At 65.7% G+C, this 18,637-nt stretch carries 18 protein-coding genes; 8 read left to right on the top strand and 10 right to left on the bottom strand.

Going from position 1 to position 18,637, the window contains the following annotated elements:
- The 5 genes from ACK5L9_RS12525 to ACK5L9_RS12505 form a co-directional block, all read left to right on the top strand.
- A partial coding sequence (locus ACK5L9_RS12525; protein ID WP_416911799.1) for a Gfo/Idh/MocA family protein occupies positions 1–1,045 on the top strand: 1,045 nt, incomplete at its 5' end.
- Entirely contained in the window at positions 1,045–1,860 is an 816-nt protein-coding gene (locus tag ACK5L9_RS12520) for a sugar phosphate isomerase/epimerase family protein (protein WP_416911798.1), read from the top strand. The genes ACK5L9_RS12525 and ACK5L9_RS12520, both read left to right, overlap by 1 nt.
- The gene (locus ACK5L9_RS12515) at positions 1,857–2,675 is read left to right on the top strand and encodes an alpha/beta fold hydrolase (protein WP_416911797.1); all 819 of its coding nucleotides are present in this window, start codon (positions 1,857–1,859) and stop codon (positions 2,673–2,675) included. Before ACK5L9_RS12520 ends, ACK5L9_RS12515 begins: the two co-directional genes overlap by 4 nt.
- Positions 2,659–3,363: a ribulose-phosphate 3-epimerase gene (locus ACK5L9_RS12510; RefSeq protein WP_416911796.1), complete on the top strand. Its 705-nt coding sequence runs from the start codon at positions 2,659–2,661 to the stop codon at positions 3,361–3,363. The genes ACK5L9_RS12515 and ACK5L9_RS12510 overlap by 17 nt, the downstream gene beginning before the upstream one ends.
- Positions 3,360–4,304, top strand: coding sequence for an ROK family protein (locus ACK5L9_RS12505; RefSeq protein ID WP_416911795.1), 945 nt, complete (start codon positions 3,360–3,362; stop codon positions 4,302–4,304). Before ACK5L9_RS12510 ends, ACK5L9_RS12505 begins: the two co-directional genes overlap by 4 nt.
- On the opposite strand, the gene ACK5L9_RS12500 is transcribed toward ACK5L9_RS12505, so the two are convergent.
- Both ACK5L9_RS12500 and ACK5L9_RS12495 read right to left on the bottom strand, forming a co-directional pair.
- Positions 4,286–5,068 (bottom strand): enoyl-CoA hydratase/isomerase family protein, encoded by a 783-nt coding sequence (locus ACK5L9_RS12500; protein WP_416911794.1) that lies wholly within the window; start codon positions 5,066–5,068, stop codon positions 4,286–4,288. The genes ACK5L9_RS12505 and ACK5L9_RS12500 overlap by 19 nt on opposite strands.
- Positions 5,065–5,946: an SDR family oxidoreductase gene (locus tag ACK5L9_RS12495; RefSeq protein ID WP_416911793.1), complete on the bottom strand. Its 882-nt coding sequence runs from the start codon at positions 5,944–5,946 to the stop codon at positions 5,065–5,067. Before ACK5L9_RS12495 ends, ACK5L9_RS12500 begins: the two co-directional genes overlap by 4 nt.
- A 122-nt stretch (positions 5,947–6,068) precedes the next feature.
- Here ACK5L9_RS12495 and ACK5L9_RS12490 point away from each other — a divergent pair, with 122 nt between their 5' ends.
- Positions 6,069–7,379 (top strand): enoyl-CoA hydratase-related protein, encoded by a 1,311-nt coding sequence (locus tag ACK5L9_RS12490; protein ID WP_416911792.1) that lies wholly within the window; start codon positions 6,069–6,071, stop codon positions 7,377–7,379.
- Positions 7,380–7,424: 45 nt separating this feature from the next.
- Here ACK5L9_RS12490 and ACK5L9_RS12485 read toward each other — a convergent pair whose 3' ends face one another.
- The 8 genes from ACK5L9_RS12485 to dksA form a co-directional block, all read right to left on the bottom strand.
- Positions 7,425–8,597 (bottom strand): pyridoxal-phosphate-dependent aminotransferase family protein, encoded by a 1,173-nt coding sequence (locus ACK5L9_RS12485; RefSeq protein ID WP_416911791.1) that lies wholly within the window; start codon positions 8,595–8,597, stop codon positions 7,425–7,427.
- 208 nt (positions 8,598–8,805) lie between these two features.
- Positions 8,806–9,744, bottom strand: coding sequence for a UDP-3-O-acyl-N-acetylglucosamine deacetylase (gene lpxC, locus ACK5L9_RS12480; protein WP_416911790.1), 939 nt, complete (start codon positions 9,742–9,744; stop codon positions 8,806–8,808).
- 237 nt (positions 9,745–9,981) lie between these two features.
- Positions 9,982–11,559, bottom strand: a complete 1,578-nt coding sequence (ftsZ, locus tag ACK5L9_RS12475) for a cell division protein FtsZ (protein ID WP_416911789.1) — start codon at positions 11,557–11,559, stop codon at positions 9,982–9,984.
- 222 nt (positions 11,560–11,781) lie between these two features.
- On the bottom strand, positions 11,782–13,119 hold the full coding sequence (ftsA, locus tag ACK5L9_RS12470) for a cell division protein FtsA (protein WP_416911788.1): 1,338 nt from the start codon (positions 13,117–13,119) through the stop codon (positions 11,782–11,784).
- Positions 13,120–13,123: 4 nt separating this feature from the next.
- Complete coding sequence (locus ACK5L9_RS12465; protein WP_416911787.1) at positions 13,124–14,080, bottom strand: cell division protein FtsQ/DivIB; 957 nt, start codon at positions 14,078–14,080, stop codon at positions 13,124–13,126.
- Positions 14,068–14,958 carry a D-alanine--D-alanine ligase gene (locus ACK5L9_RS12460; RefSeq protein ID WP_416911786.1) on the bottom strand — a complete coding sequence of 297 codons (891 nt, stop codon included), beginning with the start codon at positions 14,956–14,958 and terminating at the stop codon, positions 14,068–14,070. Before ACK5L9_RS12460 ends, ACK5L9_RS12465 begins: the two co-directional genes overlap by 13 nt.
- Positions 14,959–15,510: 552 nt before the next feature.
- Positions 15,511–16,638, bottom strand: a complete 1,128-nt coding sequence (locus ACK5L9_RS12455) for an FAD-dependent oxidoreductase (protein WP_416911785.1) — start codon at positions 16,636–16,638, stop codon at positions 15,511–15,513.
- Between the two features lie 143 nt (positions 16,639–16,781).
- Positions 16,782–17,204: an RNA polymerase-binding protein DksA gene (gene dksA / locus ACK5L9_RS12450; protein WP_416911784.1), complete on the bottom strand. Its 423-nt coding sequence runs from the start codon at positions 17,202–17,204 to the stop codon at positions 16,782–16,784.
- A 188-nt stretch (positions 17,205–17,392) separates the two neighbouring features.
- Between dksA and ACK5L9_RS12445 the strand changes: the two genes are divergently transcribed.
- Together ACK5L9_RS12445 and ACK5L9_RS12440 are read left to right on the top strand one after the other, a co-directional pair.
- Complete coding sequence (locus ACK5L9_RS12445; protein ID WP_416911783.1) at positions 17,393–18,235, top strand: AAA family ATPase; 843 nt, start codon at positions 17,393–17,395, stop codon at positions 18,233–18,235.
- A 34-nt stretch (positions 18,236–18,269) separates the two neighbouring features.
- Positions 18,270–18,637 (top strand): CoA transferase (locus tag ACK5L9_RS12440; RefSeq protein ID WP_416911782.1); only part of this gene is annotated, 368 nt, incomplete at its 3' end.

Raw genomic sequence — 18,637 nt, 5'->3', positions numbered from 1 at the left:
CGGAGTGCTTGGCGCGGGCCAGATCGCCCAGTCTGCGCATTTCGAAAGCTGCACCAAGGCCGCCAACGCACGGCTTTACGCGATCTGCGATCTGGCCGACGACCTGCGCGAGCGCATGGCCCATACCCATGCCCCCGACAAGACCTTTGCCGATTACGACGACATGCTGGCCGATCCCGGTCTGGACGCGGTGATCATCGCCACCGCCGACGCCTTTCACGTTCCCGCCGCGCTGAAGGCGCTTCGCGCGGGCAAGCATGTGCTCAGCGAAAAGCCGGTGGGAACCTCGATCGAGGAAACCGCCGAACTGGCGCAACTGGTCCGGGACAGCGGGCTGACCTATATGGTTGGCCACATGAAACGCTTTGACCCCGGTATTCAGGCCGCAAAGGCGTTCATCGATGGCGACATGGGCCAGATGGTCGCGCTGAAGGCGTGGTATTGCGACAGCACAAGGCGCTATCCGATGACCGATGCGGTGCAGCCGCTGATCGTCACATCAGACAGGTCGCGGCGGCCCGCAGGAGACCCAAAGGCCGACAGGCGGCGCTACTATATGCTGGCGCATGGGTCACATCTGGTCGATACGGCGCGCTTTCTGGGCGGGCCGATCACCGCCGTCCGGGCGCGGCTTTCGGACCGGCGCGGGATGTTCTGCTGGTTCGTCGAGACGGAATTTGCCAATGGCGTTCTGGGCCATCTGGACCTGACCGTCGCCGTGCGCATGGACTGGCACGAGGGGTTCCAGATCTATGGCCAGAACGGATCGATCCTCGGCAAGACCTTCAATCCCTGGTATTACCGTTCCTCTGAAGTGGACATCTTCGACGAACGCAGCGGCACCTCAAGCCGCATTCTGGGCGAGGACGGGCATTTCTATCGCCGTCAGGTCGAGGGTTTTGCCCGCTGCATCCTTGACGGCACGCCCATGACCGGGGCCTCGATCGAGGACGGGCTGGCCTCGATGCGGGCGATGCGGGCCATCGCTTTGTCGGTCGAAACCGGCACGCGGGTGGAACTGGCCAGCGTCACGGGGGTCATGTGATGCGGCTTGGAATTTTCGCCAAGACATTTCCGGGCGACACACCGCTGGCCGTGATGACTGCGGCGAAGGCCGCAGGGTTTGAGGCGGTGCATTACAACCTTGCCTGTTCTGGCCTGCCATCCATGCCCGACCGGGTGGACGACGCCACCTGCGCCGCCATCACCGCCGCCGCGCGCGCGACGGGCATGACCATCGCCGGGCTGTCGGGCACCTATAACATGGCCCATCCCGATGCGCAGATCCGCCGCGACGGGGCGGCGCGGCTGCGCGTGGTGATTGCCGCCGCGCAGGCCATCGGCGCGCCCATCGTGACGCTGTGCACCGGCAGCCGGGACGCACAGGACCAGTGGCGCGCCCATCCCGGCAATGCCAGCCCCGCTGCCTGGGCCGACATGACCGCCAGCCTGCGCGACGCGGTCGAGATAGCCGAGGCACATGGCGTCGATCTGGGGATCGAGCCGGAACTGGCCAATGTCATCAGCGACACCGCGCGCGCCGGGCGGTTGTTGCGCGAATTGCCCAGTCCCCGGCTGAAGATCGTTCTGGACCCCGCCAACCTGTTCGAAACCGGCGATCCCGCCCCGCTGATCGACGACGCGATTCGCCGTCTTGGCCCGCGTATCGCCATGGCCCATGCCAAGGACCGCGCCGCCAATGGCAGCTTTGTCGCCGCCGGAACCGGCACGGTCGACTTTGCGCGCTTCATCGCCGGGCTGCGCCGCGCGGGCTTTGACGGCCCGCTGATCGCGCATGGCTGCTCTGCCGCCGAGGCCCCCGCCGTCGCCCGGCGGCTGCGCCGTCTGGTCCCGACATGAGTACCCGGTTCCGCCCCTTTCTGCGCGACGGCCTGCGGCTTTCGGTGGCGCAGGGGCCGGGCAGCGGCCCTGTCGCGCTGTTCCAGCATGGCCTGTGCGGCGATTCTGCGCAGACGATGGAGGTCATGCCGCATGAGGATGTGACTGCCGTGACGTTGGAATGCCGGGGCCACGGACGTTCGGACGCGGGCGATCCGGCGGGTTATGGCATTGCCCGCTTTGCCGATGACGTGGCGGCGCTGGCCGAAACCCTTGGCACGCCGCGCTTTGTCGGCGGCATCTCGATGGGGGCGGCCATCGCGGCCCGGCTGGCGGTGCTGCGGCCCGATCTGGTGCGGGCACTGGTGCTGGCGCGGCCCGCATGGGTAACGGAACCCGCGCCCGAAAACATGGTCCCGAATGCCGAGGTCGGACACCTGCTGACCCAGCCCGGCCAGACGGTACAAGCCTTTCGCAACAGTCCGACCGGCCAGCGCCTTGCCGCGCAGGCACCCGACAATCTGACCTCGCTAAGCGGGTTCTTTGCCCGCGAGCCCCGCGACGTGACTTCTGCCCTGTTGACCCGCATTTCCGCCGACGGGCCGGGCATCGCCGGGGACGATCTGCGCGCCCTGAATATCCCCTGCCTGATCGTCGCCACGGATGAGGACGCCATTCACCCGCTGTCCCATGCGCAGCATCTGGCGCGGCTGATCCCAGATGCGCGGCTGGTCACGATCACCCCGAAATCGCGCGACCGCGCGGCCTATGCCGCCGAATTCCGCGCCGCCCTGCAACATTTCACAAGGCACCTGCCCCATGCCCAAACCGCATGACAACTGGTTCGACGACCTGCCCCATGACCGCTGCATCGCCGAGGCCTCGATGTGGTCCGCCGATCTGACCGATCTGGGGGCCGGGGCCGAACGCATCGCGCCCATCGCCGACATGCTGCATATCGACGTGGCCGACGGAGTTTTTGCCCCGGCCTTTCTGTTCTTCCCCGATCTGGTCGCGGCGCTGCGCGCGCGCGTGGCCCTGCCCCTCCATGTGCATCTGATGGTTGATGACCGCATCCTGCTGGCGCAGGCCGAACAATTCGCCGCCGCCGGGGCCGATCTGATTTCTGTCCATGCCGAAAGCGCCCTTGCCGCCGAAGCGATGGCGCTGATCGAGGATATGGGTGCGCTGCCGGGCCTTGTGCTGTGCGTCGAAACGCCGGTCGCCGCCGCCCGCCCGCTGCTGGAAAAGGCCCGGATGCTGACCCTGCTGGGCACCGCCATCGGCGTCAAGGGACAGGGCCTGTCGCCCGATGCGCCCGACCGCCTGACCGAGGCACGGCAGATGCTGGCCAGCCAGCCCGGCCCGCGCCGCATCCTTGCGGCGGACGGAGGCATCCGCGATCATACCGTGCCCGGCCTGCTGGCGGCGGGGGCGCAGACTGTGGTGCTGGGTTCGCTGCTGTTCGGCGATCCCGATCCGGCGGGGCGTGCCGCCTGGCTGGCCCGGCAGACGCTGGCATGACCGGCGGGCCGGTCCTCGCGATCGACATGGGCGGAACGAATATCCGCGCCGCGATTGTCGCTGGCGATGGCGCGGTTCTGGCCATCCGGGGCTGTCCTACCCCCGCGCAGGAAAGCGCCGCCGCCGTGGTCGAGGCTATCGGAGCCCTGTGCGACGTCCTGATCGCGGCCTGCCCGCTGGATCCGCGCGCCCCCGCCGGGTTGTGCGCGCCGGGGCCGCTGGATGCCGATAACGGGGTCGCGCTTGGCACACCGACCATCGCGGCGCTGCGCGACTTTCCGCTGCGCGACAGGCTGGCGCAGCGGTTGGGGCGGCCGGTGACAATCGACAATGACGGGCATGCGGCGGCCTATGGCGAATGGCACTGTGGCGCGGCACCGGGGCAGCGCAATTTCGTTTTTGTGACGGTCTCGACCGGGATCGGCGGCGGTGTGGTGCTGGATGGCAGGCTGCTGCGCGGCCGGATGGGCATGGCCGGGCATTTCGGCCACATGTTGCTGGGCGATCCCGGCGACATCTGTTTTTGCGGTGCAGCGGGCTGCTGGGAGGCCACGGCATCGGGCACCGCCCTGCAACGCCGTGCCCGCGCAGCAGGGTTCGGCAGCCTTCAGGATGCCTGCGACGCCAGCCACGGGGGCGACATCAGCGCGCGGGCTTTCCTTGACCGCGCGGCCCGAGATCTTGCGCGCGGGTTGGTGACGCTGGCGCATTGCTTCAGCCCTGACAGCTTTGTTCTTGGCGGCGGCGTCATGAGCCAGTTCGCCACACTGGATCCGCTGATCCGGCGGCATTTTCGCACGCTGTGCCTGCCACCCTTTCGCGAAACCGCGTTCCACAAGGCCCGGCTGGCCGATCATGCCGGGCTGATCGGGATGGCGATGCAGATTTCGCATCGCGACAAAGCCGCAAGGGGCATAAGCGGTCAGCGGGGCGCGGGCTGATCGGCGGGCAGAAAGCCGCCTTCCGCCGCGCGGCTGGCAAGGCTGCCGGTTCCGCGCATCAGGATCTGGGTGCGGTTCTCCAGCTCGATCGCGGCGGACAGGCTGGCCGCCTCAAGATTGGCCCACATGCCGCGTCTGGTCAGCCAGATACCCAGCCTGCCATTCGCCGCGATGCCATGGGCCAGTTCACGCGCTGCATCCATCAGCGTCTCGGGCGGGGTCAGGCGCAGCACAAGGCCGATACGTTCGGCCTCGGCGGCTTCGACCATGCGGCCGGTCAGCATCATCTCGAAGGCCCGCGTCGTCCCGATGGCGCGCGGCAGCAGATAGCTGACGCCGATGTCGCAGCTTGACATGCCGACCCGGACAAAGGCCGAGCTGAAGCGGCATTCGTTGGACCCGATCCGCGTATCGCATGCCAGCGCAAGGCCAAGCCCGGCCCCTGCGGCGGCACCGTTCACAGCGGCAATGACGGGTTGCGGGATTGCGCGCAGCCTTGTGACAAGCGAGGCATAGCGTTCCTGCCGCGCCACCCAGAAACCGGTATCCCCGGCGGCCTGCCCGGCCAGTGACAGGTCGAACCCGGCGCAAAAGCCCCTGCCCGCGCCGGTCACGATCAGCACCAGCGCGCCGGATGCCGCCACCTCGTCCAGCCTCGCCAGCAGCAGATCGACCATGTCATCGGTCAGGGCGTTACGCTTGGCCGGGCGGTTCAGGCGCAGCGTGGCGATGGCACCGTCGATTTCCAGTTCTACCTCGCTCATCTGCCCTGCCGCTCTTTCTGTTGGCTGGCTTGCAACGCGGCGCGGGCGCTGATCCAGTCGTCATCGCTCATCCGGGACAATTCGGCAAAGGTGGAATGCGCAGTCAGCCGATGGCCTCCGTCGATGGGGATCGTCACGCCATTCACATAGGAACATTCGTCCAGCATCAGAAAAATCAGGATGTTGCGCAATTCGTCCATCTGCCCGAAGCGGCGCAGCGGCACCATGTCGGGCTGTGTCGCGCCCACCGAGGATCCGGGGATCGGGTTCAGCTTTTCCCAGGCGTTTTCGGTCGGAAACGGCCCCGGAGCGACCGCGTTCAGACGCACGCCCCTTGGCCCCCATTCGGCGGCCAGCGACATGGTCATGGCATGGATCGCGGTCTTGGCCATGGCGCAGGGCACCACATAGGCCGATCCCGAAAACACCCATGTCACCAGATTCGAGATGACCGTGCCCTGCAACCCGGCCCCGATCCAGCGCCGGCCGCAGGAATGGGTGGCGTAAAAGCTGCCATCCATCACCGTCGCCCGTACCGCGTCATAGGCCCGGTGCGAAATCGTCTCGGTCGGGGCGATGAAATTCGCGCCGGCATTGTTCACCAGCCCGGTCAGCGGCCCGCCCTGCCACAGATCGGCGATCATCGCATCGACGGCCTCGGCGTCGCGGATATTGACGACGCGATATTCCGCCGTTCCGCCCGAGCGGCGGGCGATCTCGGCGCAGGCTTCGTCCAGCACCGCCTCGCGCCGCCCGCAGATCGCCACATGCGCGCCATGGGCAGCGAAACCCACCGACATTTCCTTGCCCAGCCCGGTGCCGCCGCCCGTCACCAGAATCCGCTTTCCCTTCAGCACATCGCTTCGATACGGGCTCATGTGATTTCCCCTCCTGATCTCCGGATAATTTATTTATAGCGTATCATATGCTTTATTACTATAATTGTGAAGAAGCATACCAACCCGGAACCCGAATTGCACAAAAAAGGAGGCGCGGGCGCATGGCCGATATGCCCAAGATGATCAATTTCCGCACCGAACTGACCGATGACGGCATCCTGCACCTGATCTTTGACATGCCCGGCCGGTCGATGAATGTCTTTTCGAATCAGGCCATCCACGAGGCCGAGGCCTTTGCCGACTGGCTGAAGGGCGCGGATCTGGCCGGTGTGGTGATGTCGTCGGGCAAGCCGGGGGCGTTCTGCGCCGGGGCCGATCTGGCCGAGCTGGCCGAAGCCTATCAGATGATCGCTGCCGCCCCGCCCGGTGAACGCGACGCGCTGACCGTGGCGCATTTCTCGCCCATTGGCCGCGCCTTCCGCAAGCTTGAGACAGCGGGCAAACCGGTCGCGGTGGCGCTGCACGGGCTGGCTCTGGGCGGTGGCTGCGAATTTGCGCTGGCGGCGCATCACCGGGTGCTGACCGACGCGCCCGAAACCGTGATCGGCCTGCCGGAATCGCTGGTTGGGCTGCTGCCGGGCGGCGGCGGCACGCAACGCCTGCCCCGCTGCGCAGGAATCGCCGCATCCCTGCCCGTCCTGCTGGAGGGCGCACGCCTTACCGCCGCCCAAGCGTTGCGGCATGGCGTGGCTCATCAGGTCGTGCGGCCGGGACAGGAACGGTCCGCCGCCGAAGCCTGGATCCGGTCGCGCCCCGACCCGCGCCAGCCCTGGGACCGCGAGGACTGGACCCCGACCGACCGTGCCGCGTTGCACCGCATCACCGACCCGGTACGCGCGGCCTTCCTGCGCAGGACGGGCGGGCATTTCCCGGCAGAGCCGGCGATCCTCGATTGCCTCGACCGGGGGCTGCCGGTGGATATGGACAGCGGCATCGCGGCCGAGATCGACATCTTCAAGGATCTGGTCCAGCGGGTCGAACCGCGAAACATGATCGCCGCAATGTTTCTGGGCCGTCTCGATCACGACAGATGCAAGCGCAAGGAAACGCTGCCCGCCGGGCTGACAGAATTCGGCATCGAGATCAGGGCGGCGATGCTGGAACGGATCGCCACGCTTGGCGATCTGGGCCGGACGGCCGCGACCCTTGCCGGGATCGACGGCGCCAGCCCCGGCGACCCCGAAGCCGCGCAGGCCATCGCGGACCGCTGCCCGCAATGGTTCGCCGATCCGCGAAACGACACGGAACGGGCAGCGCTGTCGATCCTGTCGGCAGCGGCAAAGGTTGCCTCGGGGTGGCGCGACCGCATCCCGCCCGAACAGCGCAACCTCGCCGATTTCCACTGCGCCACGCAGGCAGGCTTTCCCCGCTATCTGGGCGGCCCCTTCACCTTTGGCGCTACGGTGGCGTGATCAGGCTCTGTCCATCCGGCAGAGGCCGCTGCCCCCTGAGGGCTGTCAGGCCCGCGCAGCAATGACGCGGGCTGCGGCGTCCAGCGCTCCGGGGCCGTGGGGAATGCCAAGCGCGCAGAGCCCCGCCTGCGCGGCACCAAGCGCACCCATCACCATCGCCGCATTGGCATGGCCCATATGGGCGACCCGCAGCGCATTCGCCGGATCGGGCGCGCCAATGCCGATGCCAAGCGTCACGCCAGCGCGGGCCCCCAGCCAGTCGCGCAGCGCGTCGGCCTGCGGAACCGTCATCGCCGTGACCGAGGCCGCCCGCAACGACGGATCGGCGACCGTCAGCCGGATACCGGGATTGCCCGCGCCCCAGGTCTCGGCCGCCGCCCAGACTGCCTGAGCCAGCGCATGGTGCCGGGTCCAGACATTTTCCAGCCCTTCCTCGTCAAGGATCATCCTCAACGCCTCGTCCAGCGCAAAGATGTGCTGAACCGGAGGCGTCCCGCCCCAGAAACGCCACAAAGCGTCAGCGTCAATGCGGGGTTGCCAGTCCCAGTAAGGCGTCGTCAGCGCCGTGGGGCCTTGCCGCGCGGCGCGACCGGAAAACCACACGAAAGCCGCGCCGGGCGGGCACATCAGCCCCTTCTGGCTGGCGGCGATCAGCACATCGACGCCCCAGTCATCCATCCGCATCGGGGCGCAGCCCAGTGAGGCGATGGCATCCACCATCAGCAGCGCCGGGTGATCGCCCATCGCGTCCCGCAGCGCCGGAATGTCGGCAGCGGCCGAACTGGCAGTATCGATCTGGCACACGGCCACGGCACGGATCCGCCCGTCGGGATCATGCACCAACCGGTCGGCCAGCAACGCCGGATCGGGCGGGGCAAGGCCGAAATCCAGAATCTCGACCGCGACACCCATGCCGGCCATATGCGCCGCCCAGCTATGCCCGAACAGCCCCGAGGCCAGCACCAGAACCGCATCCCCCGGCGCGAAAAGATTGGCCGCCGCAGCCTCCCATCCGGCATGGCCATTACCGATATAGGTGGCGATATGCGCGCCGGTCCCGGCCAGCCGCTTCAACTGGCTTTGCACATGCCGGTTCAGTGTCGCCAGTTCGTCGCCATAGATGTCGGGCGACGGACGATGAGCGGCGCGCAGCACGCGATCAGGCACGGGCGACGGGCCGGGGATCGCGATCAGGGGATGACCGAAAGCAAGGCTCATGAGGGTTCCCTTCACAGATTGCAAAACCTACGGCTGTTGCCCGAAACCGTCAATGCCGGGGAAGGGAAGGCCCGGCCCGGAATCAAGGGGCTTCGGCCCCCGGTTGCACGTCGGATGTTGCACGTGGGATCAGGATCGCAAATGGCTCAAATCCGCCGCCGCCGACATCTCGAACGACCGTCGGCGCGGACCGCAGGCAACCGCGCGCCTAAAGCGCCATCGCCTGCGGTGCGTGATCGCCAAGCCCGTCATAGGCCGCGACGCCCGCACCCGGCAGCCGGTTTTCCAGCGCGGTCGAACATGTCTCCCATGCCCAGGCCGAGGGATCGGCGAAAAGCGCCCGCAGCAGGCGGTTGGTCATGGCATGACCCGCGCGATTGCCGGTATAGCGCGCCAGCAGCGGCGCACCGGCCAGCGCCAGATCGCCCATCGCGTCCAGCATCTTGTGGCGCACGGCCTCATCCTGATGGCGCAGCCCGCCGGGCGTCAGAACCCGCGCACCGTCGATCACCACCGCATTCCGGAACGTACCGCCAAGGGCCAGCCCGTTCTGACGCATCAAATCCACATCCGCCAGACGGCAGAAGGTACGGCTGTCGGCCAGTTCACGCAGAAACGCGCCATTGGCCATGTCCAGCGTTTTTTCCTGATGACCGATGGCCGCATCCACAAAGTCGATCTGGAAATCGATCTCAAGGTGATCGGCAGGGGTCAGGCGGGCAAAAGCCTCGCCTTCGCGGTATTCGACGGGGCGAAGAACGCGGATCACCTGCAACGGAACGGCCTGCATGGCGATGCCCGCGCGCAGGATGCCACGCACGAAAGGCGCGGCCGAGCCGTCGAGGATCGGAATTTCCGGGCCGTCTATCTTGATCAGCGCGTTGTGAATGCCCGTCCCGGCCAGCGCCGCCATCACATGTTCGACGGTGGACAGGGTCACGCCCTTGCCATCATCCATAAGGGTGCACAATTTCGAGGGCGTCACATGGTCCCAACGTGCAGGAATTTCGACCGCCGGGGTCAGATCCACGCGGCGAAACACGATGCCAAAGCCCGCAGGGGCAGGATGGATTTCCAGTCGCGCAGGCGCGCCGGAATGCAATCCGACCCCCTGAAATATCGCTGCCTGTTTCAGTGTTGCCTGCATGACAAACCCATCCGTCCAATTTTCGAACGCATTCGCGCTTTTGTTATGTTCCAGCTAATCAGAGCGGGGGGCGGGTTCAATTAACGAATTGTAACCAGATGAAACAATCGGGGCAGGTTTCAGCGTGTCAACATCGTCGATAAATACATGAAAACCACAACGATCTGATTTAAAAAGAAAAAAAGGCCGCTTCCGCGACCTTTTCCATTCTTGTGGCATTTCCGCTATGTGAAAGGCTCAGTTCGCCTGACGGCGCAGAAATGCCGGGATTTCCACGTTTTCCTCGCCGCGATCAGGATCGGCCAGTTCATCGAAATCGGTTTCCTGCTGGCGGCGGGCAGCCACGCGGTCGCTGACGCGTTCGGCAATCGAGGACGCGGCGGGCTTTGCCGCCGGGGCATCGCCATGACCTGCCATCCGTTCCAGCATGCGGCCCAGACCGCTCATCCGGCTTTGGGCGCGGGACTGATCGGCAGCGGGTTGCGGCGCGCGGGCATTCTGGCGTTCGCCCTGATGTTCCACGGCGCGGCGCAAACGTTCCATCACCTCGGGCGCGGGTTGGGCGCGACCGGCCGACGGAGCCCTGGGTGCCACGAAATCCGAGGCGTCGTCGTCAAGCCGTACAGCGGTCGGACGGGCCGTTTCCTTGGGCTGATAGGCCGGTTCCGGCATATCTTCTGTGGCGCGCGCCACCGGAGCCTGAACGGCAGGTGCGGCGGGGGTCCGGCGCGGCGGCAGGGCAAGATCCTCGGCAGCCTCGGATGCGGGTTCGTCCTTGCGCGCGACCGGAGGGTTCTGGGTCAGCGGCTCGGACATGCTGCGGCGCGGCGCAGGGATTTCGGCTGCAACCGAAGCGTCGATACCCGTCGCCACGACCGACACGCGGATCGAGCCGTCCATATCCGGGTCCAGAGTCGAGCCGACGATGATATTCGCATCCTGATCGACCTTGTCGCGGATGACATTGGCCGCCTCGTCCAGTTCGAACAGGGTCATGTCATAGCCGCCGGTGATGTTGATCAGCACGCCACGCGCACCGTTCAGGCTGATCTCATCCAGCAGCGGGTTGGCAATGGCGCGTTCCGCAGCCTCTTGCGCGCGGTTGTCGCCGCTGCCTTCGCCGGTGCCCATCATTGCCTTGCCCATCTCGTCCATGACGGCGCGGACATCGGCGAAATCGAGGTTGATCAGGCCCGGTCGCACCATCAGGTCGGTCACGCCCTTGACGCCCTGATACAGCACGTCGTCGGCCATCGCGAAGGCTTCGGTGAAGGTAGTTTTTTCGTTGGCCAGACGGAACAGGTTCTGGTTCGGAATGATGATCAGCGTATCGACGACCTTTTGCAGGGATTCGACGCCCTCTTCGGCCTGGCGCATCCGCTTGCTGCCTTCGAACTGGAAGGGCTTGGTTACGACGCCGACCGTCAGGATACCCATCTCGCGCGCGGCCTGCGCGATGATGGGCGCAGCCCCGGTGCCGGTGCCGCCGCCCATCCCGGCGGTGATAAAGCACATATGCGCGCCCATCAGGTGATCGACGATATCTTCAATGGTTTCCTCGGCCGCCTTGGCACCGATCGAGGGCTTGGCCCCCGCGCCCAGACCTTCGGTCACTTTCGGGCCCATCTGCACGCGATTCGTTGCGCGCGATTGCGCCAGCGCCTGCGCGTCGGTGTTGGCGACCACGAACTCGACACCGTCAAGCTGCTTCTCGATCATGTTGTTGACCGCGTTGCCACCTGCGCCACCGACACCAAACACGGTGATGCGCGGCTTCAGTTCGTCTTCGTCGTTCATCATCAGATTGAGAGTCATGGTTTCCGCCTGTTTATCACTTGCATCGCTACGAACATTCTGCCCGCTCGAATCCCCCGTATTGGACCTGATCCTAGCCTTTTGCCCCGCCCCCGTCACCCGAAAAACGCCTTCCGACCGCAAAATATGGAGGTAGAGTCGGGTATTTTAGGCGGTATCTTGCCAAAGCACCATAATATGGTGGGTCGCCGGGGCGCCCACACCAGCCGAATGTGTCCCGCCTTACCAGTTGTTGCGGAACCAGCGATATGCGCGGCGCAGGCTGCGCGCCGGATAGGCATCGGCGGGCACCTCGAAATCCCACCATTCGTCCTGCGGATGCGCGGCGAACAGCGCCAGCCCGACGGCGCTGGAAAATTCGGGGCCGGTCATCTGATGGGCCAGCCCATCAATGCGCAGCGGACGGCCGCAACGGATATTCGGGCCAAGAATGCGCGCCGCCAGCCCGTCAAGACCGGGGATCTGGCTGCCGCCGCCGGTCAGCACGATCTGCTGGCTGGGCATGTAATCAAATCCAGCCGCATCAAGCACTTCGCGGACATTCTCCAAAATCTCCTCAACCCTTGGCCGCATGATCCCGATGACATCGGCGCGGCTGACGCTGCGGCGTGCTTGTTCCCATTCGCCGCCGTCCCGAGTGCCGACCTCGATCATGTCGCGGTCGTCGCGGCTGGTCGCCTCGACCCCGCCATTAAGGTTTTTCAGGCGCTCGGCCACCGGCAGGGGCACCCGCAACCCCTGCGCGATATCCTGCGTGACCAGGTTGCCGCCAATTCTAATATTATCGGCAAAGATCATGTGTTTCTTAATAAAAATGGAAACGCCTGTGCCGCCTCCGCCGAAATCGATACAGGCCGCGCCCAGTTCCTGTTCGTCCTCGACCAGGCTGGCACGCGCCGCCGCATAAGAGGCCGAGGCGATCCCCGCCAGTTCCAGGTCGCAGCGGCGGATGCATTGCACCAGATTGCCGATCACATCGTTGTCAATGGTCAGGACATGCATGTCGCAGGCCAGGCGATTACCGGAATGGTCGCGTGGATCGGCAAGGCCGCTGCGGTGATCCACGGCGAAATTCACCGGTTGAGCATGCAACACCTCGCGCCCGCGACCGAAATCGGGCACATCGCAGGCCGCCATGACCGAGGCAATGTCCTGTTCACCGACCTTGCCGTGATGCAGCGGGATCTCTCCGTCCAGCCCATAGGATGCCGGACGCCCGCCCGACAGGCAGGCGATGACGTGATCGACCCGCACGCCCGCCAGCTTTTGCGCGGCGGCCACGACGGTACGGATGGCGCGTTCGGTTTCGGCCATCGTATCGATCTCGCCGCGGCGAACGCCGCGGGAACGCGTGCTGGCCGCGCCGATCACCCGGAAATTCGCCTGACCGGCCATCGGCCCGACACCATCGGTATCGCGGAACGTGCCGCTGCCGTCGAATTGCAGCACGAAACACGCGATCTTGGACGTGCCGATATCCAGAATGCCGACGACGCCGCGCTGCAGGGCAGCCCGGCGAATATTCCGCATCGCCCGCTGTGTCTGATAAAGTTCCGCCATTCCCTCAGCCCCCCGCCGTCTTCTTGCCGTCATCTTCAACGATCACTTGCCCGTCCGGACCAAGCAACGGTTCGCCCCGCGCCTGACGGATGGTGTTCAGCGCGTCGATCCCCAGCCGCACCACCGGACGCGTCGGATCGCGCAGATCCACCAGGCTGACGTCGCGACCCAACATGTCCTCGGCCCGGTCCAGCGCGATCGCGGCCTCAAGCGCGATGGCCGCGCCCTCGGCGGGCAGCATGATCCGCTGGCCGTGATCCAGCACCACGTCCCACCGCCTTTCGCCCATGCGGACCAGGCCGCGCAAACGGGGCAGGATCGGCCCGGCGGCATCGATCAGCGACAGCGCCTCTTCGGTTTTCAGATCGGCACCTTCGCCCGCAATCACCGGCAGGTCAGGCCGTACCTCGCGCGAGGTGACGCTGGCCACCCGGTGCCCCGTCGCGTCCAGCAGCTCGATGCCGCGCGCATGCCGCCACAGCAGCACCGGTACCCGCTCGGTGACCACCGCAGACAGGATGCCGCCCGGCCTGATCCGCAGGTCGATGGATTCCACCGCGTCAAGCCGCATCACCTTCAGCCGCAGCGCGGTCAGATCGATGTCAAAGCTGGATGCGGGCAGGGAGACGGGCAGCATCGCGCGTAGCGCCTTGTCCACCACGGGCGAGGCGCCCTCGACCGTCATCATCCGGACCTGAAACTCGTCGCGGTTCTGGACCTTCTCGACCAACCCCTCAACGCCCGAGGTCAGCGCGGCGCGGCGATCCTCGTCCGACAGCCACAGCCCGGCCACCATCGCGATGGCAAAGGCGGGCAGGCCCACGCGCAGGATGCGGCGATAAAGAGGGCGCAGCCACATCCGCTCCAGCCGGTATTTCAGCCGCGAGGGCGCGGGATCGCGCCGGGCGCGCGATTCCTGCTGCGTTTGGCGGCCGGGGCGATGATCGATCACCGATGACACAGTGCATCCTCCACCATCCAGCGCATCAGTGCCGGGAAATCCATCCCCGCCGCCGCAGCCTGTTCAGGTGCCAGCGAGGTCGGCGTCATGCCGGGTTGGGTGTTCAGTTCCAGAACGACCAGCCCGTCCAGCCCGCGCGTGTCGTCCCAGCGGAAATCGGTTCGCGTCAGCCCCCGGCACCCCAGTGCGTCATGGGCGCGGACAGCATAATCCAGGCAGGCCGCAGTGATCTCGGGCGGGATCTGTGCGGGCACCACATGGCGCGAGCCACTCGGTTTGTACTTGGCATCGTAATCGTACCAGCCGTCGGTGATGATCTCGGTCACGCCAAGAGGCCGGTCGCCCAGAACCGCCGTCGTCAGTTCGCGCCCCGGTACATAGGTCTCGACCATCACGCGCGCGGGCATGGCATCAGACAGGTCCGGCGGATGGTTCGCACCGTTGTGTACGATATAGACCCCAACCGACGACCCCTCGTCATTCGGCTTGACCACATAGGGCGGGGCCATGACATGCTGACGGCGTACCTCGTCGGCATCGGCGATCAGGCTTTCGACCACTGGCAGGCCCGCGTTGCGGAAAAGCTGCTTGGCCAGCGTCTTGTCCATGGCCGCAGCCGAGGCCATCACCCCGGAATGCGTATAGGGCAAGCCCAGCCATTCCAGCACGCCCTGAACGCAGCCATCCTCGCCCCATCGGCCATGCAGGGCGTTGAAAACGACATCCGGCGCGATCGCGTCCAGACGCTCTACGATCCCCGAGCCGCGTTGCGACCCGAGTGCGATCTCGATCACGTCATAACCCGCCACCCGCAACGCCGCCGCGCATTCACGCCCCGAGGACAGGGACACCTCGCGCTCGGCCGAGGGTCCGCCCATCAAAACGGCTACGGTGTGGGCTGTCCTGCTCGACTTGCCCGCCACTTGTCTGCCTCTTGTTGCCCGGTTGATCCGGGCTTTTTTCGCCATCGGCACGGCCGGGTTCAGCCCGATCCTGCGCCTTGTCCCGACAGGATAGCCGCAAAGCGCGGGGCAAAAAAGGGAAATTTAACCGATTTTCAATAAAGCTGGCCCTGCCGGGCATGCAGGACGGCAAGGGCAGGACTGTCGGGACCGCAGATCGCGTCGTCGCGTGCGGGGATATGCATCTCTGCCGCGCACCGCTGGGGGCCTTTGGCGTAACGTCACCGCCGCAGATTTGCGTCCCGCGATGGCCGGGGGAGCTGTGCACCCCCCGGACCCCCTGCAAAAGCCTGCGGCAGACCGACTTTCGGATGGCGGGCTTTACTGCCAGCCGGACGATGGCGCAAGCCGCGCAGAGTGACTTGTGACTTGTCCGGGCGGAGGAAAGCGTGCCTCGCCCCTTCACCGGCCTCGGTCCCGGTCGCACAATATTCCGCCGACCCGAGTCATCTGCGCAACGGGTGATTGTCACAGTTCAGCGGTCGGGTCGTGGTCATAGATCCAGTCGAACCGGCCCAGCAATTTTTGCGGCGCAACGCGGCTGATGGTTCGCAGGGCGGCGTGGGCGATCTGCTTTTTCGGCCCGGTCAGGTGGTAATTGCGGGCATTGGCGTTTGCGGCGGCGACGATGCGGGTTGCGCGGGGGGTACGCAGCGTTTCAAAGCGCTTCAGTGCCCGGTCCTGATCGGGATCGCTGTCAAGGCAGGCGGCCAGCGTCCAGGCATCTTCGATGGCCATCACCGCGCCCTGCGCCATGAACGGCAGCGTCGGGTGCGCGGCATCGCCGATCAGCGTCAGGCGACCGTCCTGCCAGACCGGAGCCACCCGATGCCGGAACAGGCCCCAGATCTGGGTCTGCGTGACCGATGCCAGCCAGCCGGGCACCGGGCCGCCAAAGCCCGCGAAAGCGGCGCGCAAATTGGCGGGGTCGTCGTCTTGCGACCAGCCCTCGGCCTGCCAGTCGCCGCGTTCCTGCACCGCAACCAGATTTCGCAGCCCGTCAGCCAGCGGATAGCTGACCAGATGCCGGCGCGGCCCCATGAAAACCTCGGCCTCGGCTTCGGCATAGCTGTCATCGGGGATCAGTGCGCGCCATGCGGTCTGATGGGTGAAAAACGGAACTTCGCTTCCGTTCAGCGCCTGCCGGATGATGCTGCGCAGCCCATCCGCGCCAATGACCAGCGGCGCATCGGGGATCGCGTCCACAGGGCTGTCCAGCCGGATCCCGGCCCCGTCGCACCGGGCCTGCCGCGCCAGCACATCAATCAGCCGGGCGCGGTGGATCAGGCGAAAGTGATCGGCGGGGCGGTGCCGGATCAGATCCAGCCGCGCGACCGGCGCGCCCGACGAATCGCGCAACTGCACCGCATGGCTGCGGCACGAGACCGCCAGCACCGCATCGGTCAGCCCCAGCGCCGCCAGCACCCGCATCGCATTGGGCGAAAGCTGTAGCCCTGCCCCGACCTCTCGGATCGCAGGCGCACGTTCCAACACCGTGACGCGCGCGCCGCGGCGGGCAAGGGCAATCGCAGCGGTCAGCCCCGCCACCCCTGCCCCGACGATCAGTGCCGGGCGGCCGTGCAAAGCGCCGCTCATGCCCCGCGCCCACGAAAAACCCCGCCGATTCCAGCGATCAGCGGGGGGTTTTGGTCCGTCAGGACGATCCGCGGCAATCTGCGCGCATCAAAAGTCATCGGTGTTTCCCCTTTTTGCATGGCCGGAAACAACCGGGGCCGCAGCTATTCGTCGCGATGCACACGCTCGCGCCGTTCGTGGCGTTCCTGCGCCTCCAGCGTCATGGTGGCGATGGGGCGGGCGTCCAGCCGTTTGAGGCTGATCGGCTCTCCGGTCATTTCGCAATAACCGTATTCGCCGGTCTCGATCCGCCGCAGTGCCGCGTCGATCTTGCTGACCAGCTTGCGCTGGCGGTCGCGGGTGCGCAGTTCCAGCGCGCGGTCGGTTTCCTCGCTGGCGCGGTCGGCCAGATCGGGCACGCTGCGGGCGCTGTGCTGCAATCCTTCCAGCGTCTCGGCCGATTGATCCAGCAATTCCTGCTTCCATGCTTCCAGTTTCCGGCGGAAATATTCCAGTTGCCGGTCATTCATGAAAGGTTCGTCTTCGGCGGGACGGTAATCCTGGGGAAGAAAGGTCTGGGCTTTCATAATGTCCTCTCCGGCGGCGCCGAACGAAAACGATGCCGACACCTTGCGCGTGCCGCAATAAATGATGGGGCAAGGCTTGTCACTAGGGCAATAGCCGCTATTTCTGCCTTCTGTCCGCCCGACCGCCGTGAAAGGCGTGTCGCAGATGCGAAAATCGAGCAAGCTTTTCACGAACAAGGAGAGTTTCCATGCGTTTCACAGGAACCTCGCGCTATGTCGCCCCGCCCGAGCTGGCAGTCGCTGTCAACGCCGCCGTCACGCTGGAGCGGCCCCTGCTGGTCAAGGGCGAGCCCGGCACCGGCAAGACCGAACTGGCCCGTCAGGTGGCGGAAAGCCTGGGCATGCCAATCCTGGAATGGCACGTAAAATCAACGACAAAGGCGCAGCAGGGACTGTATGAATACGACGCCGTCAGCCGCTTGCGCGACAGCCAGCTTGGCGATGAGCGGGTCCATGACGTCGCCAATTACATCCGCAAGGGCAAGCTGTGGCAGGCATTCGAGGCGGATCACCGGATCGTGCTGCTGATCGACGAGATCGACAAGGCGGATATCGAGTTTCCCAACGACCTGTTGCAGGAACTGGACCGGATGGAGTTTCACGTTTACGAGACGGGCCAGACCATTCGCGCGAAACAGCGCCCGGTCGTGGTGATCACCTCGAACAATGAAAAGGAACTGCCCGACGCCTTTCTGCGCCGCTGTTTCTTTCATTACATCCGCTTTCCCGATGCCGAAACGCTGCGCCAGATCGTCGATGTCCACTATCCGGGCATCAAGCCGCGCCTGCTGGACGAGGCGCTGAGCCAGTTCTTTGAACTGCGCGAGGCACCGGGGCTGAAGAAGAAACCATCGACCAGCGAATTGCTGGACTGGCTCAAGCTGATCCTGGCCGAGGATCTGTCGGCCGAAGATTTGCGCCGCAAACCCGAAGAAATATTACCACGTCTGCACGGCGCTCTGTTAAAAAATGAACAGGACGTCTCGCTTTTTGAAAAGCTGGCCTTCATGGCGCGGCGTCAGGGCAGGTAAAACCTGCCCCCACTGATCTGATACAGGATATTTCATGACCAAACCACTTGCCGACATCGTCGTTCTGGACCTGACTCATGTGCTGGCCGGGCCGTTCTGTTCGACCCAGCTTGCCGATCTGGGCGCGCGCATCATCAAGGTCGAGCGTCCCGTGACCGGCGACGATACCCGCGCCTTTCCGCCCTTCGTCGATGGTGAAAGCGCCTATTTCGCGGCGCTGAACCACGGAAAGCAGTCCATCGCGCTGGATCTGAAAACCGACGGGGATCGCGCCATCTTCGAGGCGCTTCTGGCGCGCTCTGATGTGGTGCTGGAGAATTTCCGCCCCGGTGTGATGGAAAAGCTGGGCTATGGCTGGCAGGCGCTGCATGAACGCCTGCCACGGCTGATCTATGGCGCGGT

It is taken from the genome of Paracoccus sp. (in: a-proteobacteria), assembly GCF_047973135.1.
GTDB lineage: Bacteria > Pseudomonadota > Alphaproteobacteria > Rhodobacterales > Rhodobacteraceae > Paracoccus.
Note: the sequence above shows the minus strand (reverse complement) of the source record. Positions and strands in the feature narration are given on the sequence as shown.